23 protein-coding genes are annotated in these 23,298 nt (G+C 71.9%); 9 read left to right on the top strand and 14 right to left on the bottom strand.

Annotated features, from left to right (window positions below; translation table 11 throughout):
- Window positions 1-43: 43 nt before the first annotated feature.
- The 4 genes from DPM19_RS01795 to DPM19_RS01780 are packed head-to-tail and all read left to right on the top strand — an operon-like array spanning window position 44 to window position 4,514.
- The gene (locus DPM19_RS01795) at window positions 44-1,243 is read left to right on the top strand and encodes an amidohydrolase family protein (protein WP_199484780.1); all 1,200 of its coding nucleotides are present in this window, start codon (window positions 44-46) and stop codon (window positions 1,241-1,243) included.
- Between the two features lie 5 nt (window positions 1,244-1,248).
- Entirely contained in the window at window positions 1,249-1,977 is a 729-nt protein-coding gene (locus tag DPM19_RS01790; RefSeq protein WP_158566674.1) for an enoyl-CoA hydratase/isomerase family protein, read from the top strand.
- A 36-nt stretch (window positions 1,978-2,013) separates the two neighbouring features.
- Complete coding sequence (locus tag DPM19_RS01785; RefSeq protein WP_111862970.1) at window positions 2,014-3,690, top strand: class I adenylate-forming enzyme family protein; 1,677 nt, start codon at window positions 2,014-2,016, stop codon at window positions 3,688-3,690.
- On the top strand, window positions 3,687-4,514 hold the full coding sequence (locus tag DPM19_RS01780; protein ID WP_199484779.1) for an amidohydrolase family protein: 828 nt from the start codon (window positions 3,687-3,689) through the stop codon (window positions 4,512-4,514). The genes DPM19_RS01785 and DPM19_RS01780 overlap by 4 nt, the downstream gene beginning before the upstream one ends.
- A gap of 21 nt (window positions 4,515-4,535) precedes the next feature.
- Here DPM19_RS01780 and DPM19_RS01775 read toward each other — a convergent pair whose 3' ends face one another.
- The 4 genes from DPM19_RS01775 to DPM19_RS01760 all read right to left on the bottom strand — a co-directional run bounded on the left by DPM19_RS01775 (window position 4,536) and on the right by DPM19_RS01760 (window position 8,249).
- Window positions 4,536-5,117 (bottom strand): TetR family transcriptional regulator, encoded by a 582-nt coding sequence (locus DPM19_RS01775; protein ID WP_158566673.1) that lies wholly within the window; start codon window positions 5,115-5,117, stop codon window positions 4,536-4,538.
- Window positions 5,118-5,161: 44 nt separating this feature from the next.
- Window positions 5,162-5,953, bottom strand: a complete 792-nt coding sequence (locus DPM19_RS01770) for an SDR family NAD(P)-dependent oxidoreductase (RefSeq protein ID WP_111862968.1) — start codon at window positions 5,951-5,953, stop codon at window positions 5,162-5,164.
- On the bottom strand, window positions 5,953-6,864 hold the full coding sequence (locus tag DPM19_RS01765) for an enoyl-CoA hydratase (RefSeq protein WP_111862967.1): 912 nt from the start codon (window positions 6,862-6,864) through the stop codon (window positions 5,953-5,955). The genes DPM19_RS01770 and DPM19_RS01765 overlap by 1 nt, the downstream gene beginning before the upstream one ends.
- Window positions 6,865-7,043: 179 nt before the next feature.
- Window positions 7,044-8,249 carry an amidohydrolase family protein gene (locus tag DPM19_RS01760; protein ID WP_199484777.1) on the bottom strand — a complete coding sequence of 402 codons (1,206 nt, stop codon included), beginning with the start codon at window positions 8,247-8,249 and terminating at the stop codon, window positions 7,044-7,046.
- 176 nt (window positions 8,250-8,425) lie between these two features.
- On the opposite strand from DPM19_RS01760, the gene DPM19_RS01755 reads away from it, so the two are divergent.
- From DPM19_RS01755 to DPM19_RS01735, 5 genes are all read left to right on the top strand, one after another.
- Window positions 8,426-9,295: a hypothetical protein gene (locus DPM19_RS01755; protein WP_111862966.1), complete on the top strand. Its 870-nt coding sequence runs from the start codon at window positions 8,426-8,428 to the stop codon at window positions 9,293-9,295.
- Between the two features lie 336 nt (window positions 9,296-9,631).
- Window positions 9,632-10,045 carry a Zn-ribbon domain-containing OB-fold protein gene (locus DPM19_RS01750; RefSeq protein WP_111862965.1) on the top strand — a complete coding sequence of 138 codons (414 nt, stop codon included), beginning with the start codon at window positions 9,632-9,634 and terminating at the stop codon, window positions 10,043-10,045.
- Entirely contained in the window at window positions 10,035-11,240 is a 1,206-nt protein-coding gene (locus DPM19_RS01745; protein ID WP_111862964.1) for a thiolase family protein, read from the top strand. Before DPM19_RS01750 ends, DPM19_RS01745 begins: the two co-directional genes overlap by 11 nt.
- Before the next feature lie 79 nt (window positions 11,241-11,319).
- Complete coding sequence (locus tag DPM19_RS01740; protein WP_111862963.1) at window positions 11,320-12,123, top strand: enoyl-CoA hydratase/isomerase family protein; 804 nt, start codon at window positions 11,320-11,322, stop codon at window positions 12,121-12,123.
- A gap of 83 nt (window positions 12,124-12,206) precedes the next feature.
- Window positions 12,207-13,100, top strand: coding sequence for an enoyl-CoA hydratase/isomerase family protein (locus DPM19_RS01735; protein ID WP_111862962.1), 894 nt, complete (start codon window positions 12,207-12,209; stop codon window positions 13,098-13,100).
- 9 nt (window positions 13,101-13,109) lie between these two features.
- On the opposite strand, the gene DPM19_RS01730 is transcribed toward DPM19_RS01735, so the two are convergent.
- The 10 genes from DPM19_RS01730 to DPM19_RS01685 form a co-directional block, all read right to left on the bottom strand.
- On the bottom strand, window positions 13,110-13,871 hold the full coding sequence (locus tag DPM19_RS01730) for a FadR/GntR family transcriptional regulator (protein WP_199484776.1): 762 nt from the start codon (window positions 13,869-13,871) through the stop codon (window positions 13,110-13,112).
- Between the two features lie 76 nt (window positions 13,872-13,947).
- Entirely contained in the window at window positions 13,948-14,724 is a 777-nt protein-coding gene (locus tag DPM19_RS01725) for a FadR/GntR family transcriptional regulator (protein WP_111862961.1), read from the bottom strand.
- Window positions 14,725-14,738: 14 nt separating this feature from the next.
- Window positions 14,739-15,941 (bottom strand): NAD(P)/FAD-dependent oxidoreductase, encoded by a 1,203-nt coding sequence (locus DPM19_RS01720; RefSeq protein WP_199484775.1) that lies wholly within the window; start codon window positions 15,939-15,941, stop codon window positions 14,739-14,741.
- A 5-nt stretch (window positions 15,942-15,946) separates the two neighbouring features.
- On the bottom strand, window positions 15,947-16,246 hold the full coding sequence (locus tag DPM19_RS01715) for a hypothetical protein (protein WP_111862959.1): 300 nt from the start codon (window positions 16,244-16,246) through the stop codon (window positions 15,947-15,949).
- 31 nt (window positions 16,247-16,277) lie between these two features.
- Window positions 16,278-17,963 (bottom strand): thiolase C-terminal domain-containing protein, encoded by a 1,686-nt coding sequence (locus tag DPM19_RS01710; RefSeq protein ID WP_111862958.1) that lies wholly within the window; start codon window positions 17,961-17,963, stop codon window positions 16,278-16,280.
- A 60-nt stretch (window positions 17,964-18,023) separates the two neighbouring features.
- Window positions 18,024-19,412: a cytochrome P450 gene (locus tag DPM19_RS01705; protein ID WP_111862957.1), complete on the bottom strand. Its 1,389-nt coding sequence runs from the start codon at window positions 19,410-19,412 to the stop codon at window positions 18,024-18,026.
- 33 nt (window positions 19,413-19,445) lie between these two features.
- Entirely contained in the window at window positions 19,446-19,637 is a 192-nt protein-coding gene (locus DPM19_RS01700) for a ferredoxin (protein ID WP_111862956.1), read from the bottom strand.
- Window positions 19,638-19,675: 38 nt separating this feature from the next.
- Entirely contained in the window at window positions 19,676-21,139 is a 1,464-nt protein-coding gene (locus DPM19_RS01695) for an aldehyde dehydrogenase family protein (protein WP_111862955.1), read from the bottom strand.
- 69 nt (window positions 21,140-21,208) lie between these two features.
- Entirely contained in the window at window positions 21,209-22,048 is an 840-nt protein-coding gene (locus DPM19_RS01690; RefSeq protein WP_199484774.1) for an NAD(P)-dependent oxidoreductase, read from the bottom strand.
- Entirely contained in the window at window positions 22,045-23,274 is a 1,230-nt protein-coding gene (locus tag DPM19_RS01685; RefSeq protein ID WP_199484773.1) for a CaiB/BaiF CoA transferase family protein, read from the bottom strand. The genes DPM19_RS01690 and DPM19_RS01685 overlap by 4 nt, the downstream gene beginning before the upstream one ends.
- Window positions 23,275-23,298 lie beyond the last annotated feature (24 nt).

The following is a 23,298-nucleotide window of genomic DNA, read 5'->3' as shown; positions in this document are numbered from 1 at the left end:
AACCGACCGGAACCGGCCAGAACCGACCAGAGAGGAGAACGCCATGCCCATGACCCTCGGTGGCCGCCCGTTTCAGCCGATCGACGCGGACAACCACTACTACGAGACGGTGGACTCGTTCACCCGGCACCTCGACCGGCGGTTCCGCCGGCGCGGGGTGCAGGTCGTCCAGGCGAACGACCGGACGATGATCCTCATCGGTGAGAAGGTCAACCGGTTCATCCCCGACCCCACCTTCGACCCCGTGCTCGTGCCCGGCGCCCTGGACCCCTACTTCCGCGGGCGGATCCCCGCCGGCGTGGACCCCGCCAGCCTGCGGGTCGTCGAGCCGATCCACCCGGAGTACCGGCTGCGGGACGCGCGGCTGGACCGGCTGGACGAGCAGGGACTCGCCGCGGTGCTGCTCTTCCCCACCCAGGGCTGCGGGGTGGAGCAGGCGCTCCGCCACGACGTCCCCGCGACGATGGCGACGCTGTCGGCGTTCAACCTCTGGCTCGACGAGGACTGGGGCTTCCACCACCAGGACCGGCTCTACGCCGCGCCGATGCTCTCACTCGCCGACCCGGGCGCCGCGCTCGCCGAACTGGACCGGGTCCTGGACCGCGGTGCCCGGGTGGTCAGCGTCCGCCCCGCGCCCGTGCCCGGCGCGGACGGCCGGCCGCGCTCCCTCGGCGACCCGGCGCACGACCCGGTCTGGGCGCGGCTGGCCGAGGCGGGGGTGCCGGTCGCCCTCCACCTGTCCGACAGCGGGTACACCAGCCTGTCGGCGCTGTGGGGCGGCCCCGCGGACTACGACCCGTTCCACATCGACCCGTTCACCAAGCTGCTGGCCGGTGACCGCGCCATCCACGACTCGATCGGCTCGCTCATCATCCACGGCGCGTTCGACCGGCACCCGGAGCTCAAGGTCATGAGCATCGAGAACGGGTCCGCCTGGGTCCCGCTGCTGATCAAACGGCTGCGCAAACTGGCCAACCAGCAGCCCAAGCACTTCGCAGCCGACCCGGGCGACACGCTGCGCGCGCACGTGTGGGTAGCGCCGTACTTCGAGGAGGACGTCGCCGAACTCGCCGGGCACATCGGCGTCGAGCGGGTCCTCTTCGGCTCCGACTGGCCGCACGGCGAGGGCCTGGCCGAGCCGACCGACTACGTCAAGGAGCTGGCCGGGTTCGACGACCACGCCGTCCGCCGGATCATGCGCGACAACGCGGCCGAATGCCTCGGCCTGCCCGTGGGCGGCTGAGCGCGATGGGCCACACCGCCGCGCCCGTCCTGTACCGGCCGGGGAAGATCGCGCAGTTGCTGTTCAACCGCCCGAAGGTCAAGAACGCGCTCGACGCCGAGTCCTGGCGGCTGCTGGCCGAGGCGCTCGACCGGTTCGAGCGGGATCCCGGCGCCCGGGTCCTCGTGCTCTCCGGCGCGGGCGGCGAATTCTGCTCCGGCGCCGACCTGTCCGGCAACATCAACGGCTCGTCCGAACAGGTCGCGGCGAAGATGCGGGAGATCGCGTCGATCATCGTCCGGCTGCACGGCATGCCGAAGCCGACCGTGGCGAAGGTCGACGGGGTGGCCGTCGGCGTGGGCATGAGCATCGCGCTGGGCTGCGACCTCGTGATCGCGTCGGACCGGGCCCGGTTCGGCGCCGTGTTCTCCCGGCACGGCCTGGTCCCCGACGGCGGGCTGAGCTGGCTGCTGCCCCGCGCCGTCGGCTCGCACCGGGCCAAGGAACTCACCCTCACCGGCCGGCTCGTCGACGGCGCGGAGGCGGGGCGGCTCGGCCTGGCCACCACCGTCGTGCCGGCCGGCGAACTCGACGCGGTGACCGGCCGGTGGTGCGAGCGCGTCGCGGCGTGCTCGCCCGTCGTGGCCGCCGAAACGCTCGACCTCATCGACCGGGCCTGGACCACCTCCTTCCCTGACGCCCTGGAAGCGGAGGCCTCGGCCCAGCAGCGCGCGGTGGCGGCGCTGCGTGGTTGAGCCCCCGAACCCCTGCCGAGAGGAACCGCAGCCGACATGAGCGCAGACCTCGTGCGCGAGACGTTCCGCCACGCGTCCAGCACCCCGTTCGGGCGCTCTCTGATCGCCCCGGAAGGGCCGTACGCCGTCGTCGTGGCGGAGGTGCTCGGCGAGCGGATGGCCGTGTTCGAGCGGCGCTCGACCTCGGTCCTCGACCTGCTCACCGACGCCACGCGCACCTGGCCCGACCGCGAGTACCTGGCCGACGACGACCGCAGGCTGACCTACGGCGAGCACCTGTCCGCAGTGGCCCGCCTGGCGCGGATCCTGCGCGACGAGTACGGGGTGGCCCCCGGGGACCGGGTGGCGCTGTTCGCGGCCAACGGCATCGACTGGGTCATCGGCTTCTGGGCCGCGCTGGCGGCCGGTGCCGTGGCGACGGCGATGAACAGCTTCTGGAGCGAGCCCGAACTCGACTCCGCGCTGGCGCTGGTGCGGCCGCGCGCCGTCCTGGGCGACGGGCGGCGGCTGGACCTGCTGGCGCGCGTCGCCCCGGAGGTTCCGCGGCTGGAGTTCACCCCCGAACTGCACGCCCGGATCACCCGCACACCGGACGAGCTGCCCGCCGTGCCGCGGCCGGCGGAGGACGCCCCGGCGCTGCTGATCTTCACCAGCGGGACGACCGGGCGCCCGAAGGCCGTCGCGCACAGCCACCGTGCGCTCCTCGGGTTCGTCGCCTGCAACCGGTTCAACGCGCTGCTCCGGGCCGGCGCGCCGCCCGCGGCGCCGCCCCCGCCGGCCCGGGTCCTGGTGTCCCCTCCGCTGTTCCACCTGTCCGCCCTGTACGGGGCCGTCCTCATGTTCACGGTCTCGGGCGGGCTGCTCGTCATGCGCCCCGGCCGGTTCGATGAGGAACGCACCCTGCGCGCGCTCGAGTCCGAACGGGTGAGCGTCTGGCTGTCGGTCGGCAGTGCCGCGCCCCGCGTCGCCGCGCACCCCGCGCGGGACCGGTACAACCTGTCCGGCCTGGCGAGCGTGGTGGTCGGCGGCGCGCCGATGAGCCCCACCGTCAAACGGCTGCTCTGCGCCGCGTTCCCGGCCGCCGCGCAGGGCTTCCGGATGGGGTACACCAGCAGCGAGGGCGGCAGCATCGTCGCCAGCATCGGCGGGGCCGACTTCGCCGCGTTCCCGGAGTCGACCGGGCCGATCCAGGACGGCGTGCAGATCGCCGTCCGGGACAGGGCGGGCAACGACCTGCCGCCGGGCGCCGAGGGCCTCATCCACGTCCGCAGCCCCTACACCATGCTGGGCTACTGGAACGACCCGCGGGCCACGGCGGAGGTGATCGGCCCCGGCCGGTGGCTGGCGATGGGCGACGTCGGCAGGGTCGAGGACGGTCTCCTCTACGTCAACTCCCGGGCCCGCGACATGATCTTCGTCTCGGCGGAGAACGTCCACCCGTCCGAGGTCGAGAACCGGCTGGAGGCGCACCGCGACGTCCTAGAGTGCGCCGTCGCCGGGATCGACGACCCCGTCACCGGGCAGGCGGTGCGGGCCTTCGTGGTCCTGCGGGAGGGGGCCGCCGCGGGCGAGCGGGAACTGGCGGACTGGTGCGGGGCCGCGATGCCGCCGTACAAGGTCCCGACGTCCTGGCGGCTGCGCACCGAACCGCTGCCGCGGAACGCGGCCGGCAAGGTCCTGCGCACCGCGCTGCTCGCGGCGGTGGACTCGTGACCGCCGAAGTGATCGACTGCCTGGTCAACGTCGATTTCGGCGACCGCGCGCAGCCGGACTGGATGGTCCGGGTCAAGGAGGACTACTTCAAGGCAGGGGACGAGATGCTGGCCAGCACGCCCCTCGACGCGCTCCTGGCGGAGATGGACGCCGGCGGCGTCACCCGGGCGATCCTGCTGACCGGCCTCGCCGAGCCGTCCCGCCGCGCGCTCTCCTACGTGGAGGCCCGCCCGGACCGGTTCGCCCTCGGCATCGGCCGGCTCGACCTGCTCCGGCCCATCCCGACGCTGCGCGCGCTCGACGCGTTCCGCCGCTCCCACCCGGTGGCGTACGCGCAGGTCGGGCCCGCTTTCTGGGGTGATGGGCAGTACCCGCCGAGCGACGCGGTGTACTACCCGCTGTACACCAAGTGCTGCGAATGGGACCTCCCGCTCTGCCTGGCCACCGGCCTGCCCGGACCCCCGATCGGCGGCGAGGCGCAGCACCCGATGCACCTGGACCGGGTGTGCCAGCGTTTCCCTGAGCTGAAGCTGTGCATGCACCATGGCGCGGACCCCTGGTGGGACGTGGCCATCCGGCTCATGCTGAAGTACCGCAACCTGCGGCTGATGACCTCCGCCTGGGCGCCGCGCCGGCTCCCGGCCGAGCTGCTGCGCTTCATGCGCGGCCGGGGCCGCGATCAGGTGATCTTCGCGTCCGACTCGCCGGTGCTGTCGATCACGCGCTGCGTCGGGGAGGCGCGTGCCCTCGACCTGCCGGCCGACGTGCTGGACGCCTTCCTGCACGGCAACGCGGCGGAGTTCTTCGGCCTCGCCCCGGCATGAACGCCAGGATCAGGGCCCCGCCTACTCCGCCGGCGGGTGGACGCGGGACTCGGTCAGCCGGTGGACGGTCCGCTCGATGATGGGCAGCAGGCCGGTGACCGGCAGGTCGCCGGTGCGGAACTGGCCGAGCAGCCCGCTGACGACGTGGTAGAGGATTTCGCTGACGTCCCTGGCGTAGGCGGGGTCGGTGTCGCGCAGCACCTGGCGGATCGCGGGCTGGAAGGCGCGCTTGCCGAAGCTGACGAGCCGGTCGCCGCCGGGGCGGCTCCGCGCGGCGTCCACGGCCATGAGCAGCCGGGGGTGGCGCTCCCAGGGCTCGAAGATCTGCCGGAAGAGGCGCATGAGGCCCTCGTCGATCGGCTTGCCGGGGATCGGCGCGATCGCCTCCACCGGCTCCTTGATGTTCTCCTGCATCCACTGCTGGAGCGCCGAGGCGATCATCTCGTCGCGGTTGCCGAAACTCTGGTAGATGGTCCGGGTCGACACGTGCGCGCGGGCCGACACCGCGCGGATCCGGACGGCCTCGTAGCCCTCCGTCTCGAGCAGTCCGATCACCGCCCGGAGCACCGCCAGCTCGCCTCTGGTGTGGGTCGTCAGACTCACCGTGCTCCCAACCTCGTCCCGTCCCGCCCTTACTTTAGCGACGCTCAGAAATCGGTTCCGCCGTCAATGTTGACCAGAGCTCCGGTGAGGTAGCCGGCCCGGGGCGACAGCAGGAACGCGATCAGCTCGCCGACCTCGGCCGGGCGCCCGGGACGGCCCAGCGCGATGTCGAGGTTCCACTCCTCGGTCATCACCCGCTCCAGCGCCCCCTCGACGGGGATCCCGCGTTCCTCGGCGATCCGGGCGCGCAGGCGGGCCATGGCCTCGGTCTCGATCGCCCCGGGGCACACGCAGTTCGCCCGGATCCCCGCGGAGCCGTACGCCTTGGCGATGCCCTTGGTGAACGTGGCGACACCGCTCTTGAGCGAGGCGTACGGCAGCCGCGCGATCTCGGGTGCGCGGATGCTGTACGCCGCGGTGGTGACGATGGTCCCCCCGCCGCGGCGGAGGTGGGGCAGGGCGGACTGGACGCTGCGCACGGTGCCCAGCAGGACGTCGTGGAACACCTCGTCCCACCGGTCGTCACCGACCTCGATCGGCTCGTGGCCCAGCAGCCCGGTGGTCACGGCGATGCCGTCCAGGCCGCCGAGCCGGTCGGCCGCGGTGGAGACGGCCCGTTCCGCCTCGCCCGGCCGGCCGACGTCGGCGGTGACGACGATGGCCTCCGCCGCGCCGGCGTCCGCCAGTTCCGCCGCCGCGGCCTCCGCCCGCTCCCGCCCGCGCGCGACGATCGCGACGCGGGCGCCCTCCGTGGCGAGTTGCCGGGCTGCGGCGCGGCCGATGCCCGCGCTGCCGCCGACGACGACGATCCGCTTGCCCGCCAGCAGCAGGTCCATCAGGACGCGGATCCGCCGGGGGTGTTGGGGTGGGCGGGCTGGACGGGGGGCGCGTTGCGCCAGTCGACGATGCCGTCCTCGGGGCGGGCGACGGGGAACCGGTCCTCGTGTTCGACCGCCCAGTGCGCGTGGTTGAGCTCGTGCAGCGTGAAGGTGGCGTTCAGGGCGTTGGAGAAGCCCATGTTGTCGACGGTCTGGTTGACCGACTCCTTGATGAACAGTGCCGTCGCCGTGGGCAGCGCGGCGATGCGGCGGGCGAAGTCCAGGGTCCGGTCGCCCAGCTCGCCCTCGGGGAAGATCTTGCTCACCATGCCGAGGCGGTGGGCCTCCGCGGCGTCGATGGAGTCGCCGGTGAGCATCAGCTCCTTGGTCTTGCGCGGCCCGAACTCCCAGGGGTGCGCGAAGTACTCCATGCCGCACATGCCCAGGCGCTGGCCCACCACGTCGGCGAACATCGTGTCGTCGGCGGCCACGATGAGGTCGCACGCCCACATCAGCATCAGGCCGGCGGAGAACACGTTGCCGTGCACCTGCGCGATCGTGATCTTGCGCAGGTCGCGCCAGCGCTTGGTGTTCTGGAAGAAGTAGTGCCACTCCTGGAGGTACAGCCGCTCGACACCGGACCGGGTGCCGCCGTTGGTCCGCCACGAGACGTGCTGCTCGGGCCCCGGCACCTGCTCGGCGATGGCCTGCTTGGAGCCCACGTCGTGGCCCGAGGAGAACATCGGCCCCATGCCGCCCAGGATCACCACGCGGACGTCGTCGTCGGCCTCGGCGGCCAGGAACGCGTCGTTCAGCTCGACCAGCATGCCGCGGTTCTGCGCGTTGCGCTGCTTGGGCCGGTCCAGCATGATGCGCGTGATCGCGCCGTCGTCGAACGACTCGGTGCTGATGAACTCGTACTCTGCCATCCGGTCTTCCACACCTCTCCCAGTTTCGGACAACACCATGCTCCCGCGCGGCCACCGGGCGGCGCGGGCCGGCCGTCACGACGGCCGGGCCCGCGTTCCCGTCGGCCCGTCCGGACGACGCCGGCGGCGAGGTCGGGATCGGACGATGCCCGCGGCGGGGTCGAACGGGCCCGCCCCGGCTAGGGCAGCGCGCCCTTGGCGGGGTCGACGCCCATGATCTGCGCGAGGTTACCGCCCATGATCTTGGCCTGGTCCTCCTTGGGCAGGGAGTCCAGCTCGTCGACGAACGTCACCGGGTCGAACAGCCCCTCGGGGTGCGGGTAGTCCGAGCCGAAGATGACCCGGTCCGCGCCGATCGCCTCCACCAGGCCGAGCACGTCCTCCTCGTGGAACGGGTGGATGTAGATCGACCGCCGCAGGGCCACCAGCGGGTCCTCAGGGAAGATGTCGGGCGACCGCTCGTAGACCTTCTTCAGGTTCGCGATCATCGGTCGGGCCCAGGCGCTGCCGTTCTCCACCGGGACGAAGCGCAGGTCGGGGAAGCGGGTGGCCAGCCCGTGCGCGATGATCGAGACGATGACGTCCTTGATGGTGCGGTACTCGGAGCTCACCACCGCCGAGAAGGCCGAGGGCTTGGACTTGAACGGCAGGTACTCGCTGGTGCGCCCCTCCCACTCGTTGAGGTAGCGCACGAACCCGTCGTCGGAGGCGTGCAGGCCGACCACGACGCCGGCGTCCTCGACGATCTTCCAGAACCGGTCGTACTCGGGCAGGGCGAACGAGCGCCGGCGGCCTCCGAGGTCCGGCACCGGGGCGGGCCGGATCAGGATGGCGCGGGCGCCGCGTTCGAGGACCCACTCCAGTTCGCGGATGGCCTCGTCCACGACCGGCAGCGTGATCACCGGTGTCGGGAAGATCCGGTCCTCGTAGTTGAAGGTCCAGTGCTCGTGCATCCACCGGTTCAGGGCGTGCACGACGACGTGCGTGGCCTCCGGGTCGTCGGCGAGCCGCTCCTCCAGCAGGCTGGCGAGCGTCGGCCACATCAGCGCCCGGTCGATGCTCAGCTCGTTCATGAGCTCCAGCCGGTCCGCCGGGTTGAAGAACGCGGGCGGCGACTCGATGTACTTCGGCGGCGGCGCGATCTCCTTGTCGCCGGGCCGCGTCTTGGAGGAGGGGTTCTTCAGCCTGAACTCCAGCTCCTGCGCGCCGGGCGGGGCCACCTTGTTGAAGGTGGGGTTGGGAATGTACTCACTGATCGTGTTCTTCAGGGCAATCTTCGTACGGCCGTTGATCTGGACGTACTTCACGAGTCCCGCATGGCTTTCCGGCAGGTATTTCGTGAAGGCGTCCGTGGTCTCGTACATGTGGTTGTCCGCATCGAACACCGGGAAATCAAGTCGGCGAGACACCGCGACCTCCAGCCTCGTGGTAAGCGTGTTTCAAGGTGACGGTAACATCGTTTTCCGCAACTCGGAAGCCCCTTGTCCGGCGACTCCGACGCCCTTACCTTCAACCGGAGACAAGAAACGACACGGGCCGCTCCGGCGGCCTGGGAGGCCGCATGCTGCGCGACATCCGAGAGCTGAAGGACGACCCGACGGCGTACCAGGCCGAACTGCGCCGGCGCTGGACCGGGCTGCTGAGCTACCGGTACATCGGCCGGAACCACGGCGCGATGAACACCGGGCCGGAGGACAACACCGTGACCCTGCGCCGCGACATGCGCAACGCCGCCGGCGGCCTGCTTGTCGCACCGCTGTCGATCAGCGCACCCGAGGGCAGCGTGGGGTCGGATCTGGAGACCGTGCCGAACCCGGTGATCCATTCATGCCAGATCCTCGACGGCGCCCGCGACGTGCGGCGCATCGAGGTGGTGGAGTCGCAGGTCCTGCACTCGGGCACCCGCATGGGCTACAGCAGGTCCAAGATCGTCGACGCGGACGACCCGGACCGGGTGATCGCGTTCATGGAGGGGCAGGGCGTCCGGATCGGCGCGGTGCCCGAGGGGCTGGAGAAGATGCCCGAGGACAGGCTGGAGATCGTGGACTCCCCCGACCTGCCGCCGCTCTGGGAGGCGTTCGGCGCCTTCCGCCGCGCCGACGGCCGCTGGGCCCTGCCCGAACTCCAGGTCGAGCTCGCCTCGCCCGACGCCGCGCTGCACATCGGGCCGCAGCACGTCCTGCTCGAAACGGCCGCGATCGACCTGGCCGCCGCCCTGACCGGCACCGATCGCCTGCAGATGGAGACCTGGCACGTCATGTTCCTCGCCCGCGGGAAGGCCGGCCCGTTCCGCGCGGAGGGAGAGGCGGTGCACGGCACCGGCGGCCGGGTCGGCGTCCGGCTGACCCTGCACGACGAGGGCAACGAGGACCGCAGGGTGACCTCGGCCTCGGCGGTGCTCAAGGTCGTGCCCCCGGCGGACAGCCCCTGAACCGCAGCTCAGGCCCCCTTCCAATGCGGATAAAACACCGTTACCCTGGACCCGTGAATCCCGAAGCAGGGGTGCCGTCGATATGCGTTCATCGCGTAGTGCAGAATAGTACGGGCAACCATCCCCGCCCGCTACCAACGACGGATCAGCCCAGGCGTTCGGCACCATTCAGAAGCGATATGCGCCCACCGCTCGCGAGATATAGAGCGAGCACGAAGCGGAAAACTTCACGGAATGGGAGTTCACCGAAACCATTGCGCGGCGACGCCGAGCGCGTGTTCCGGCCCACGCCCGCCACGCCCCCGTTCCCGCGCAGGCTTTGAGGAGGCCACCGGCATGCCAGAGCAAGTTCCCCTGGTCGACTACCTGATGCTGGGCGAGGAGCCACATCTCGTCGCCAACGAGTGCGCCGGCTGCGGCGCGCGCTACTTCGACCGGCGCAACGCGTGCGCGGCGTGCTTCGGCACGGAGTTCCGGAAGGCGGCGGTCGCGACCGCCGGGGAGGTGCGCGCGTTCACCATCGTGGCCGTGGCCGCCCCCGGAGTCCCCGTCCCGTTCGTCGCGGCCACGGTCGACTGCGCGGGCACGAGCGTGAAGGCGAACCTCGTGAACGTGACACCCGACCCCGAGCACGTGCGGCTCGGCATGAAGGTACGGCTGACGACGTACCTCGTCGGTACCGACAGCGCAGGCACCGAAGCGATCGGCTTCGGCTTCGAGCCCCTGGAGACGACGATCGATGGCCAGTGACGACATCTGGATCCTCGGGATCCACATGACCAAGTTCGGCAAGCACAAGGACAAGGACACCGTCGACCTCGCGGCCGAGGCGGCGATGGGCGCCCTGGCCGACAGCGGCGTGACCATGAAGCAGATGGGCGTGCTGGCCGCCGGCAACCTGATGGCGGCGAACGCCGGGATCGGCCAGCAACTGCAGAAGCAGATCGGCCAGACCGGCATCCCGGTGTACAACGTCGCCAACGCGTGCGCGACCGGCGCCACCGCGCTGCGCACCGCCATCATGGCGGTGAAGGCCGGCGAGGCCGACTACGGACTCGCGGTGGGCGTCGAGAAGCTGTCGGGTGCCGGGCTGCTCGGCCAGCAGGCCGCACGTCCCGCCGACGACACGTGGACGCCGCGGGGGCGGCAGGGCGCGGTCGCCGGCCTGGAGGGGCATGTCGGGACCGGCACGATGCCCGGCGTGTTCGCGCAGATCGGCCAGGAGTACGGGCACAAGTACGGCGGGACGAGCTTCGAACTGTTCGCGCGGATCAGCGAGAAGAACCACGCGCACTCGACGCTGAACCCGCTGGCCGCCTACCAGAAGCGGTTCACCCTCGAAGAGATCATGAACGACATCATGATCTCCTACCCGAACACCCGGCCGATGTGCTCGGCCAACTGCGACGGCGCCGCCGCCGCGGTGGTGACCTCGGGTTCCGTCCTGAAGACCCTGCCGAAGGAGCAGCAGCGCCGCGCGGTGAAGGTGTCGGCGTCGGTGCTGACCTCCGACCCGTGGCAGGAGGCGTGCCAGGTCCTGCCGGACGTGAACACGCTGACCCGCAACGCGGCGAAGCAGGCATACGAGCAGGCCGGGGTGAGCCCGTCCGACCTGGACCTGGTGGAGCTGCACGACTGCTTCGCCACCGCCGAGCTCGTGCACTACGACAACCTCATGCTGTGCGAGGAGGGCGGCGCCGTCGACTTCTTCGAGTCGGGCGCCCCCTGGCGGGACGGTTCCACCCCGGTGAACGTGTCCGGCGGGCTGCAGTCCAAGGGCCACCCGGTGGCGGCGACCGGGATCGCCAACATCTGGGAGGTCTGCCAGCACCTGCGCGGCGAGGGCCGCGACCGGCAGATCGAGGGCGCGAAGGTGGGCCTGGCCCACGTGATCGGGCTCGGTTCGGCCTGCGGCGTGCACATCCTGGAGCGCGCCGCCGCGTGACCGTGTCCGTCCGCCCACACGGCCGGCGCACGCGCCGGCCGTGCGGGCCGGGCCGGCCACCGGTGAGGGGAGACAGCTCGTGGACTTCGAAACGATCCGGTACGACGTGGCCGACCGCGTGGCCACCATCACCTTCGACCGGCCCGACCGGCTCAACGCCGTCAACCCGGCGATGATCCGCGAACTGGACATCGCCTACCGGGCCGCCGAAGACGACGACGACGTGTGGCTGGTGCTGGTCACCGGCAACGGCCGGGCGTTCTGTGCGGGCGCCGACGTCACCGACATCCCCGAGGACGGCAAGGGCATCGCCCCCGAGCCGTTCCTGTCGAGGTACGCGCACTGGGAGGCGCCGCAGGAGGCGACCCCGCCGTTCCGGACGATGGCCAAGCCGATCATCGTCGCGGTGAACGGGCTGTGCTGCGGCGCCGGGCTCGACCTGGTGACGACGGGCGACATCGTCATCGCCTCGGAACGGGCCGAGTTCTTCGACCCGCACGTGAGCATCGGCCTGGTCTCCGGCCGCGAGTCGGTGCGCCTGGCCAAGGTGCTCCCCCGGACCGTCGCGCTGCGCATGGCGCTGACCGGCCGGCACGAGCGGATGGGCGCGGAGCGCGCCTACGAGCTCGGGCTCGTCTCCGAGGTCGTGCCGCACGACATGCTGCTGAAGCGGGCCCGCGAGGTGGCCGGGCTGGTGAACCGCAACGCGCCGCTGGCCGTGCGGGGTACCCGGCTGGCGATCCACAAGACCCTGGACCTGCCTCTGCACGAGGGCGAGATCCTCGCCGAGGCGTTCCGGGAGCGGGTCAAGCTCACCGAGGACGCGCTGGAAGGGCCGCGGGCGTTCGTCGAGAAGCGGGAACCGGTCTGGCGCGCCCGCTGAAGAGCTGGATATTTACCGATAAAATATCTAGATATTATCGTTGCGGGTCGGAGCGGCCGCAACCAACGGAGGGCACGATTCACGTGACCGACGATCGGGTCCTGCTGGAACGTGATGAAGAGACGGGCGTCGCGCTCATCACGCTGAACAACCCCGCACGGCGCAACTCCTACGACGCCGCGATGCGCCGGCGGCTGGGCGAGCACCTCGACGACCTGGCGATGGACGACGCCGTCAAGGTCGTCCACCTGCGCGGCGCGGAAGGGGTGTTCAGCACCGGGGCCGACATGGGCAACGCCTACGCCTGGTACGGCGACAAGGCGCGCGGCGGCGAGGGCGGCGCCCCGGGCGGCGCGCGACAGCGGCGGCGGCCCAGCCAGCGCAGGCGCCTCGGCGTCGACCGCCGGACGTTCGACTTCTACCACGAGTTCATGGGCTACCCGAAGGTCACGGTCGCCGAAGTGCGCGGCTTCGCCCTCGGCGGCGGCTTCGAGCTGGCGCTGATGGCCGACATCGCGGTGGTCGCGGGGAACGCGAGGATCGGCATGCCCGCGACCCGCTTCCTCGGCCCGGCCCTGGGATCGCTGCACATGTTCTTCCACCGGCTGGGGCCGGTGCTCGCCCGCCGGATGCTCCTCACCGGCGACACGATCGAGGCGGCGGAGATCGCGCACCTGGGCGTCTTCACCGAGGTGCTCGACGACGACGCCCGCGTCGCCGACCGCGCGGCCTGGTGGGCGCGCAAGGCGGCCAAGATGCCCGCCGACGGCATCGTCATGGCCAAGGAGGCCTTCCGGCTGGTGGAGCAGTTGCAGGCGTACCAGGGCGAGGAGGTCGCGAGCTACCTGTTCCACGCCTTCGGCACGAACCTCCAGTTCGAGGACGACGAGTTCAACTTCGTGAAGGTCCGTGCCGAGCACGGGGTGAAGCGGGCGTTCCAGCTCCGCGACGAGCACTTCGAGGTTCCCGAGCCCTAGGCTCCCCGGTCAGGCGTCGCGGACGAGCAGATCGACCACCCGGGACGCCTCCTGCCCCAGCATGACCCGCCCGACCGCGGTCATGTGCTCCCGCCAGTACCCCTCGGCCGCGGGGTCCCCGGCCTCCAGCAGTTCCACCAGGCGCCGCTGGGAGCGCAGGCCGAGCCGCCGCGTCGCCGGCGACCCGGCCCCGTCGCCGGTGTCGCCCACCGCCGCGATCGACCGGACGACGATCTCGTTGAGCATCTCGACGACGACCGCCAGCGTCCGGTTCCCGCCGAGCGCCACCAGCCGCTCGTGGAAGCGCGCGTTGGCGACGGCGAACCGCTCCAGGTCCTCGATCGTCTCTTCCTGCCGGTCGACCAGGGCGCGCAGCTCGGCGATGGCGGTGCGGCGGTGCCGCCGGGCCGCGATCGCGCGCACGGCGAGCGGTTCGAGCAGCGCCCGGGCCTCGAACGCGTCGGCCAGCGACACGTTGCGGGCGCGCAGCACCAGCGACCCGGTGCGCGCCGTCATCCGCTGGTCGGGCCGGTGCGCGATGACCCCGCCATGCACCCCGCGCAGCACCGTGATCAGACCGTCCGCCTCCAGGATGCGCAGCGCCTCGCGCAGCGACGGCCGCGACACCCCGAACCGCTCGACCAGCTCGGGCTCCCGGCCGAGCAGGTCGCCCTCGCCCAGCCGGCCACTGACGATCATCGCGCGGATCTCGTCCGCGATCCGCTGCGGCTTCCCCCGGGAACGGCCCTCGCCCTGCTTTTCGGCAACCACCTGAACCGTCCCCACATCGGCCGGCGCGCGTGTCGGCTTCCAGCCTGATCGTCCTGATCGTATCGTGCCCGCGGGCTCAGGAGTGGTGCTCCAGATCCACGACGGTCATGCCCATGTGCCCCAGCAGGACGCGCCGGACGGCCTGCATGTGCGCGCGCCAGTGCTTCTCGGCGCCGTCCGCGTCGCCCTCGGCGAGCAGCGCGAGCAGCCGCTCCTGCGACCGGATGCTGCGCCGCCGGCTGGACACCGAGCCGACGGTGTGGCCGTCCTCCCGGACGGCGGTGACCGCCCGGTACAGGATCTCGGTGACCATCTCGGCCACCAGGTTCAGCGTCTGGTTGCCGGCCAGGGAGACCAGCCGCTCGTGGAACTCGGCACTGGCCAGGTGGAACTCCTCGGGGTCGTCGACGCGGCCGCGCTGCCGCTCCACCAGCGCGCGCAGCTCGCCGACCGCGGCCTCCCGCCCGGGCCGCCCGGCGATCAGCTTCGCCGCGAGCGGCTCGACCATCGCGCGGGCCTCGAACACGTCGTCGATCGGCACGTCGTTGGACTGCAGCACGAGCGCGGCGGTCCGCGCCGCCATCCGCTCGTGCGGCTCGTGCACGACGACGCCGCCGCGCACGCCGCGCACGATGGTGATCAGGCCCTCGGCCTCCAGGATGCGCAGCGCCTCGCGCAGCGACGGCCGCGACACCCCGAACCGCTCGACCAGCTCGGGCTCCCGGCCGAGCGAGTCGCCCTCGCCGAGCTCACCCGACGCGATGAGGGCGCGCAGCTCGTCCGCGATCCGATGCGGCTTCTCCCGCGGCCGGGTCCCGTCCCGCCTGCCGTCGGCCACACGCCCTCCAGTCATGGCCCGTCTTCCCCCTACTCGATGGTAGCGAGCACCTTCTCGCGGGGCGCGCCGGACGCGACGAGCGCGCGGTAGCGGGCGAAGCGGGCCGGGGCGCCAAAGGAGACGGCCCCGGCCAGGACTCCGCCGGCGAGGTAGCCGACCACGGTGCCCTTGACGGGTCCGCCGTCGAGGCCGGTGCCATGCAGCTGGACCAGCTCGTCGGCGGTGTCGGTCCGCCCGATGACCTGTACCTTGAGGCCGAACTGGTCGGACCACACATACGGTGGCCCGGCCGCCGGCGGCTCGGTGCCGAGGATGTCGCAGGCGGCGCGGGCCGCCTGCTCACCGGTCAGGGTCCAGTGCTCGCCGCCGTGGTGATCGCCGGTCGCCGGGTTCCACCAGGCGGCCGCGTCCCCGACCGCCCAGACGCCGCTCATGCCGACGACCCGGCCGCGCTCGTTGCACGCCAGCCGGTCGTTCACCCGCACCCCGGCGCCGTCGAGCCAGCGCAGGTCCGGGACGGCACCGACGCCGGCGAGCACGAGGTCGGCCGACAGCACGCTCCCGTCGGCCAGCTCGACCGTGCGGCCGTCGAGCAGCCGGCCGATCCGCGTCCCGCAGCGCAGGTCGGCGCCCGCCTCGGTGAACAGCCGGGTCGCCAGCTCGCCGACCCGCCGCCCCAGCACCCGCTGGCACGGCGCGTCCAGCGCCTCCAGCACGGTGACCCGGACGCCCCTGCGGAGCGCCGCGCACGTGACCTCCGCGCCGACGAACCCCGCACCGATGACGATCATCGAGCGGGCCGTGCCGAGCGCCCGCCGCAGCGCGAGGGCGTCGTCGAGGGTGCGCAGCACGGCCACCCCGTCCGGCTGGTGCGGCAACCGCCGCGCCACCAGCCCGGTCGCGATGACCACCGCGTCGCCGGCGACGGTGCCGCCGTCGTCCAGCTCGACGGTCGTACCGTGCAGGGCGACGGCGCCGGTGCCCAGCCGTGCGGTCACGTCGAGCCCGGCCAGGCCCGCCCGATCCCGCAGGACCGCCCGGCCCGGCTCCCAGTCGCCCGACAGCACCTGCTTGGACAGCGGCGGGCGGTCGTAGGGCTCGTGCTCCTCCGCGCCGATGAGGGTGATCCGGCCCGGGTACCCGTCCGCGCGGAGCCGCTCGATCGTGCGCAGGCCGCCGAGGCCGGCGCCCACCACCACGACGTGCTCAGGTGTCTCAGGTGTTTTCGGCACGTCGGTCAGTCCGAGGCGGGCAGCGGCTTGGCGTTCTGCTGCGCCACCTCCGTGCCGTTGACGGCGACGGGGTGGTCTCCGGCCTGGACGCAGAGCAGTTCGATGTCGACGCCGTCGGCGGTGTAGCGCTTGCCCAGCGCCATGCCGGGGCCGCCGGCCGCGGTCGCCTGCTCCCCCGTCCCGCCCTCCTCGGTCATCTCACGCCCGCCGCAGGTGACCGTCAGGTCGTCGTCCGGGCACCGGATGACCACCAGCGCCGTCGCGTCCACCGCGCTGCGGATCGTCTGTCCTACGCGCAATCTCATCGTGTCCTCCGTATCGGTCCGCTCGATGCCGTCAGGTGTCGGTGCGGAGCAGCATGACTCCGCTGGGTGTGAGGCCGCCGCTGCTGACCACGGCCACGCGGGCGTTGTCGATCTGGCGTTCTCCGGCGTCGCCGCGGAGCTGCACGATCGCCTCATGGAGAAGGCCCATGCCGTGGGTGCGGCCGTGGGAGAGCTGCCCGCCGTGGGTGTTCAGCGGCAGCACCCCGTCCCGGGCGATGTTCTTGCCACCGTCCAGGAAATCCCGGCCCTCCCCGATCCCGCAGAAACCCAGCGCCTCGATCCAGGACAGGCAGTTGAAGGTGAAGCCGTCGTAGAGCTGCGCCACGTCCACGTCGTCGGGACGCAGCGACGTCCGGGTCCACAGGTGCGCGGCCGGGCCCATCACCTGGGGCTCGTGCGTGGACGTGCTCTGGTCCCACTCCAGCCGCTCGGTGATCCGGGTGCCGACGGCCTCGACCCGGACGGGGCGGGTCCGCAGGTCGCCCGCGGTGTCGGCGGCCGAGACGATCACCGCGACCGAGGCGTCGCAGGGGACGTCGCAGTCGTAGAGCCCGAACGGCGTGGTGATCATCCGTGCGCCCAGGTAGTCGTCCATCGTCATCGGCTCGCGGTACACCGCGGTGGGGTTGAGCGCCGCGTTCGCCCGCTGGTTGAGCGCGATCCAGCCCAGGGTCTCCCGGGTGGCGCCGTAGCGGTGCATGTACCGCTGGGCGGTCTGCGCCAGGACGTGCGCGGCCGAGGTCGCGCCGAACGGCATGCCCCAGCCCATGTCACCGGTGACGCGGCCGCCCCCGCCCAGGCGCAGGCGGCCTTCCTTCAGCAGCTGGGTGTGCGTGGACTCCCACACGGTCCGGAAGCACAGCACGTGCCGGGCCAGCCCGGCGGAGACCGCCAGCATCGCCGCGATCACCGACCCGCCCGGCCCGAACGTCTCCCCACCACCGTTGAACCAGGCAGGACGGATCCGCAGCGCCGCCTCCAACGCGGTGACCCCACCCTCACCCATCCCGTGCTCCAGGCCACCACCCGGATACGTCGACAGACCGTCGATGTCCTCCATCGCCAGACCCGCATCGGCCACCGCCGCCCGACACGCCTCCACCGTCAACGCGAGCGGGTCGCGCATCTGGCGGCGGCCGATCGCCGAGTGCCCGGCTCCCGACAGGATGACGTCGTCCTCGAACTTGCGGCCGGCCGGCGCGGTCCGGGCCGACAGCCGGGCCGACAGGGCCCGGGCCGCCGCGGCGGGCAGCTCGTCCTCCGGCAGCGGGGCCGGCTGCTCGGGCTGCTCGGCGGTGGGCCGGAACAACGGCAACCACACGTCCTCGACCTGCTCGAACGTCACCTCCATCCGCATACCGAGCCGAAGATCCTCCTCGACGCAATCCACCAGGCGCGTGGTGAGGCGGACCCGCGGGTCCTCCTCCAACGCGACCTGGGCGACGATGGTGGGGGTCGGCAGCCCCGGCAGCGCGAACCGGTGGCTGACGGTGAACCCGAACAGCGTCGCGAACCCCGACACCTCCCGCACGCCCACCTCCGCACCCCGGCAGTGCGGGCACGACGGCTTCGGCGGATGGATCAGTGCCGCGCAGGACGCGCACTCCTGGATCCGGAGCCGCCCGTCCGCACCCGCCGTCCAGTAGAACTCGTTCCAGGGGGTGACGAACGGCAGCGGCCGGCGCGGCGCGCTCACCGGCCCGGTTCCCGTGCCGCCGGGCCGTTCACCAGCTGGATCACGTGGTACTCCGATCGTTCAGTCATCGAGTTTCGCCCGGGCCTTGCGGACGGTGACCGGCTCGGCGAGACGCTGCTCGTCGCAGACGCGCTGCATCTTCGCGATCGTCTCGTCCAGGCCGGCGCCCAGCCTCTTGCCGGGGGTGAAGGTGGCCGGCAGGTGCTTCATGCCGTTGATGACGCCGGTGGTGTCGTAGTGCACGGCGCCGGCGGGGTCGCAGACGAAGTCGGGCATCCGGTCCAGCACCTGGGTGAGCATGATCTTGAAGGTCGCCCGGGCCACGTTCGACCCGATGCACCGGTGGATGCCCAGCCCGAAGCTGTTGTGCCGGTTGCCCTTCCGGTCCAGGTGGATGGTGTGGGGGTCCTCGAAGACCTTCTCGTCCCGGTTGGCCATCGCCCACGACAGCCACAGCCGGTCGCCCTCCTTGAACTCCGTGCCGTTGATCACGCAGTCCTGGGAGATCGTGCGCCCGTCGCCCTGCGCGGGGGTGTAGAACCGCAGGAACTCCTCGGTAGCGCTGTCCAGGAGCGTCTCCCGCTCCCGGCTCAGCCGCTCCCGCTGGTCGGGGTGCTCCGACAGCCACTCCAGCGAGTGCGCGGTCAGCGCGGTCGTGGTGTCGAACCCGCCGCCGATCAGCAGCAGGAGGACGCCGAAGATCTCCATGTCGTCGGGCCGGTAACCGTTGATCTCGCAGGTGACCAGCTCGTCGATCAGACCCGGGCGCGGGTTGTTCCGGATGCCGTTGATCGTCTCCATCATGTGGACGCCCATGGTCATCTGGAGTTCCCGCACCCGCTCGTACAGCGGCGAGTCCATCGGGGTGTACACCATGGCGTGGATGGGCTCGCAGTAGACGTCCCAGTCCTTCAGCGGCATGCCGAGCAGCGCCAGGGTGAGCACCGCCGGCACGATGTTGGCCAGGTCGTCGACGAAGTCGATCCGGCCGCTCTCGATCTTCTCGTCGAGACAGGCCCGGGTGATCTCCTCGATCACCGGCTTCCATCCCTGGACCGCCGCCGGCGACAGGTAGGGGTTCAGCGCCTGCCGGTAGTACCGCTGCTCCGGCGGGTCCATCTCCAGGAACCCGCCCCGGAAGCGGCGCTCACCGGTCGGCGACGGGATGCTGATCCCCTGGTAGCCGCGCCTGACACCCTCGACGTCGAAGTCGTTGGACAGGACGTCGGCGCGCCGGGCGAGATCGAACAACTCCTTGTGGCCGCTGGTGAACCAGTAGCCGCCGTGGGTGTCGTTCCAGGCAACCGGGCACTTGCCGTGGAACTCGGTCGAGAGTTCCTCGAACTCCAGGCGGTAGCGGGAGGAGAGCCGGTCCAGGCTGATGGCGGGCTTCCTGCGCTCCGCGTCACCGGCGCGGTTCTCTTCGGTGCGGCTCTCTTCAGTGTCCATGAACTTCTCCAGGCCGGAGGCGGCCGATGGTCGTCACGACAGTTGGACCGCGCGCTCGGGACAGGAACGGGCCGCCTCCTGGGCCCGTTCCTCCTGTGCGGCCGGGACGTTCTCGTCGGGGGCGTAGGCGTGACCGTCCTCGTCCCGCAGGGCGAAGAGGTCGGGGGCGGCCATCGCGCACAGCGTGTGGCCCTGGCAGAGGTCGGAGTCGACGCGGACCTGCACGGGTGATCCTCTTTCTCGGATGGTGATCGGCGCCGCGGTCAGCGGGCGGGCGGGAAGGAGATGGTCTTGACCTCCAGGAAGTCCTCCAGGCCCTCGGTGCCCCACTCGCGGCCGAGGCCGCTCTGCTTGTAGCCGCCGAACGGCGACTCGACGTCGAACCACTGCGCGCCGTTCACGCTGACCGTGCCGGTCCGGAACCGGCGGGCCAGCCCCATCGCCCGCTCCTGGTCGACGCCGAAGACGGCCGTGGACAGGCCGTACATGGTGCCGTCGGCGATCCGGACGGCGTCGTCGTCGCCGTCGTGGGGCAGCACCACCAGCGCCGGGCCGAAGATCTCCTCCTGTGCGACGGTCGCGCCGGGGTCCACATCGGTGATCAGGGTGGGCTCGACGAAGTAGCCGCGCTCGAACCGGTCGGTCGGCTTGCCGCCCACGACGACCCGGCCGTCCTTGGCGGCGGACTCGTAGTAGCCCAGGATCCGGTCGCGCTGCGCGGCGTTGATGACCGGCCCCATGACGTTGGCGGGGTCGGTCGGGTCGCCCCACTGGACCTGCCCCATGGCCGCTGCGGCCAGGTCGACCGCCTCGTCCAGGCGGGCCCGCGGGACCAGCAGCCGGGTGAGCTGCGTGCAGCCCTGGCCCGCGTGGATGCACACGGCGCCGGCCAGCGGCCCGGCGACGAGTTCCAGCGGGAAGTCGTCCAGGAAGACCGCGGCCGACTTGCCGCCCAGCTCCAGCGTCACCCGCTTGACGGTGCCGGACGCCGCCGCCATCACCTTGCGGCCGGTGGCGGTCGAGCCGGTCAGGGTGACCGCGTCGACCTCCGGGTGTGTGGCCAGCACCTGGGCCACCTCGTTGTCGCTGGTGGTGACCACGTTCAGCACGCCGGGCGGGATGTCGGTGTGCTCGGCCGCGAGTGCGCCGAGCACCAGCGCGCTCCACGGGGTGTCGGGGGCGGGCTTCAGCACGATCGTGCAGCCCGCCGCCAGCGCCGCGCTCACCTTGCAGATGTTCAGGTAGAACGGGTAGTTCCACGGGGTGATGGCGGCGACCACACCGACCGCCTCCCGCCGGATCACCCGGTTGGCGGGCATGCCCATGATGGTCTTGGTCGGGATCGGGTGCTCGAACTCGTAGCCCGCCAGTAGCCCGATGTAGTGGTCGAGGTAGCCGATCGCCGCGTCCAGCGCGACGCCCGGCGTCTGGCCCACCGGGCAGCCGGTCTCGGCCACGTACAGGGACCGCAGCGTCTCGACGTTCTCGCGCAGCGCGTCGCGCAGCTGTACCAGGCAGCGGCTCCGCAGCTCCACGTTCGTGGACCAGTCGGTGGTGTCGAAGGCGCGCCGGGCGGCGTGGATCGCGCGCTCCAGGTCGGTGACCTCGGCCTCGGGGACCTGGCCGATCACCTCCTCCGTCGCCGGGTTGAGGTTGGCGAAGGTACGGCCGCCGGCGGCCGCCGCCAACTCTCCGTCGATGAGCATCCGTTCGTTAAGAGCGGCCATTGCGGACCTCCAGGTCGTGGGTGGGGGCCTCCGCCGGAGGCACGGGGATGTCGGCGGGTGCCGGGCCGGTCATCGGGGGTGCCCCATCGACCGGAGCGCGGCGTCCGCGGCGTCGAGCACGGTGGCGGCGGACTTGGCGCCGGCGGCCTCGGCCAGGTCGGCGACGAGGCCGACGTCCTTGTTCAGCAGCCCGCCGGCGGCCTGGCCCATCGGGCCGAGCGTGAAGTCCGGCCGCCCCACGATGCTCGTCCCGAAGCTGTTGCCCGAGCCCTTCGACAGCACGACCGCGAGCTGCTCCGGATCGACGTCCAGCTCCTGGGCCAGGGCGAACGCGCTCTCGGCGACACCGAGGTGGGCGGTGAACAGCAGGTTGTTGATGAGCTTGGCGCGCTGTCCCGCGCCGAGCGGCCCCAGGTGCACCACCGGGTCGCCGAAGGTCGTGAGGACCGGGCGGGCGCGTTCGAGGGTCCCGGTGTCTCCGCCGACCATCACCAGCAGCGTGCCCTGCGCGGCGGCCGGCCCGCCGCCGCTGACCGGGGCGTCGAGCAGGGCGACGTCCCGCTCGGCGGCCTGCTCGGCGAGCGCCCGGCAGGTGTCCGGGTGCACGGTGCTGTGGATCGCGATGATGCTTCCCGGGCGCAGGCCCTCCAGCAGGCCGCCGGGGCCCGCGACGACCTCCCGCACCCCGGCGTCGTCGACCACGCAGACGCAGGCGAGGTCGCTGGCGGCGCCCAGTTCGGCGGGCGTCGCGGCGGTGACCGCCGCGGTGTCCTCGAACGGGACGAGGGTTTCGGGGCGGCGCGCCCACAGCGTGGTCGGGACGCCGGAGTCGGCGATCCGGCGGGCGATGGGCCCGCCCTGGCTGCCCAGTCCGATGAACCCGACCCGCATCGTGCCTCCCGCGCTCATGTGACCGCTCCGGCGATCTTGAGGTTGATCAGGTCCTCGCCGGTGATCCCGAGTTCGGCGAGGATCTCGTCGGTGTGCTCGGCGAACAGCGGGCCGCGGGTGAGTTGCGGCGCCTGCCGGTCGAACTGGACCGGGCTGGCGACGAGCTTGCGGGTCACGCCCTCGGCGTCGACCACGTCGGCGATCTGGCCGATCCCGACCAGCGCCGGGTCCTGGCCCAGCTCGTAGGTGTTCTGCACCACCGCCCACTGGCCTTCCATGTCCTCGAAGGCGGTGACCCACTCGTCCTTGGTCCGGGAGGCGATGATCCCGGCGATGATGTCGGCCACCTCGGCGGCGCGGCCCATCAGCTTCTCGGCCGTGTCGAACCGCTCGTCGGTGCCCAGCTCGGGGCGGCCCACCTTCGCGCAGAACTCCGGCCAGTACCGCCCGGGCTGCAGCATCGACAGCGACAGCCAGCGGCCGTCGGACGTCTCGTACAGGCCGGTCAGCGGGTTGCTCGCCCGTGACTCCAGCGGGGAGCGCTTCGGCAGCGGCCGGCCGGCCATCAGCGCCAGGTTCACGTTCATCTGGGTGGCCCAGGCGGCGACGCCCAGCAGCGAGATGTCCACGGTCGGCGCGACGCCGGTCCGGGACCGGGCGAACAGCGCCGCCGCGATCCCGCCCGCGATGGTCATCCCGCCGATGTTGTCGCCGTAGGCGCCGACCGGCTGCTGGGTGACGAACTCGGCGCCGGGGACCGTGGCGGAGTCGGCGCTGCCGCCCCGCGCCCAGTAGGCGGTGCTGTCGTAGCCGCCCTTGTCGGCCTCGGGGCCGCTGTGCGCGAAGCCCGTGCCGACGGTGTAGATGATGTCCGGGTTGACCGCCCGGACCTCCTCGACCGTGATGCCGAGCTTGACGCGGGCGCTCGGCAGGAAGTTGGTCAGGAACACGTCGCTGGAGCGGATCAGCTCGTGCAGGACCCGGGTGGCCTCCGGCTTCTCCAGCGCCAGCCCGATGCTGCGCTTGCCGCGGTTCGGGCCGTCCATCATCGGGGAGAACGTCGAGCCCTCGGCGCCGACGTTCTGGCTGAACACCTTGATGATGCCGCGCTGCGCGTCGCCTTTCTCCGCGTGCTCGACCTTGATCACGTCGGCGCCCCAGTCCGCCAGGACGGCGCCCGCGGACGGCACGTAGGTGAACTGGGCGACCTCGAGGACGCGGACGCCTTCCATCGGTTTGGTCACGGGCGGACCTCGGCTTCCTGGCAC

Source organism: Actinomadura craniellae (assembly GCF_003289645.1).
Lineage (GTDB): Bacteria > Actinomycetota > Actinomycetes > Streptosporangiales > Streptosporangiaceae > Actinomadura_D > Actinomadura_D craniellae.
Note: the sequence above shows the minus strand (reverse complement) of the source record. Positions and strands in the feature narration are given on the sequence as shown.